Raw genomic sequence first — 1212 nt, forward strand, 5'->3', positions numbered from 1 at the left:
TCTTATTATGATAATCAATATCATAATAAGATGAGTTCAATTTTATCAAAAGGGTTACTTCAGCTTAATGGTAATTTTGCTCAGCTAGATTCGTTTTTATTAATTTTTGTCTATGTACTAGGAATTTTGATTTGTTTTATTTCCTTACTATTAAATTGGAATACTTATAACAAAAGAACCTATACACCATTAATATCCATGTTAGGCTTTTGCTTACCCTTGACAGTTCATAATGGAGAAATTATTCTTTGGATGGTATTACTGGGTTTAATAATTGCATTTGTAGGTAGTATTTTCTATATTTTTGCAATTGGTAAGACATACAATTAAAAAAATGATAAATTTTATGATGTTTTTGAGTAATACTTAAATAAAAGTAAAAACCTAGTCTCTGATGATATGCGAATCAGAGACTGGTTTTTTTATTGTACAAAAGAATCTAAGTATTCTCAAACTTCAATCCTTGATGGAATAAATTTCCCGTTCGCGCTCGGGAACTCAATCATGATAAGCAAATGAGTTTCTGTATTCCATATACCTCTAATTTACCATTAAAAAGTTAACAAAAGTAATCAATAAGTTAAAGAATGAATGAAATACGATAGAGTCTGTTAGTATTCTTCTACGATGATAGATAAACGTTACCGCCAAACTCATAGGTAGATAAATAAGAAAAACCCAGCTATAGCCACTATGCATAAATGTAAATAATAAACTGGAAAAAACAAATGCAATTTTATTATTGCTAAATATTTTATAAATCGATGCTCTAAAAATACTTTCTTCAAGTATTGGGGCAAGTAATGCAACTCCTAAGATTTTGCCAAACCACAACAATGAACCCATTACACTATCTATTGCTATTTGGTTATCCATTCTTCCCAAATGATGGAACTGTATAAACTGGCTAAATAATATGTCTAATGCAACTGAAGGTATTATCAGTATTAAGATTAATATAATATTCTTCCACTTTAACGTTCTCTTAGCGTTTTTGTAAAATCCATTTTTTATGCCTAACATTATAGCAATTAAAATAATCAACAGACCAATTAAAATGAAATTCACTGTAATTTTATTTGCAACTCCAAATAGATTTTGCCTTTCATTTTCATATTCTACGTAATATAAAGGTACTTGTGAAAGAAATAGTAAAAATAGTGCTAATATAACTGTTTTAGATTTATTCCAAATATTTATCATTTTTCCTCT

Annotated in this window: 2 protein-coding genes; one reads left to right on the forward strand and one right to left on the reverse strand. The window is 27.7% G+C overall.

The window, feature by feature from the left end:
• A partial coding sequence (locus AB0M39_RS42135; RefSeq protein WP_365374523.1) for a hypothetical protein occupies window positions 1-330 on the forward strand: 330 nt, incomplete at its 5' end.
• 210 nt (window positions 331-540) lie between these two features.
• Here the strand turns inward: AB0M39_RS42135 and AB0M39_RS42140 are convergent.
• The coding region (locus AB0M39_RS42140) for a type II CAAX endopeptidase family protein (RefSeq protein WP_365374526.1) at window positions 541-1212 on the reverse strand (672 nt) is incomplete at its 5' end.

This window comes from Streptomyces sp. NPDC051907 (genome assembly GCF_040681075.1).
GTDB lineage: Bacteria > Actinomycetota > Actinomycetes > Streptomycetales > Streptomycetaceae > Streptomyces.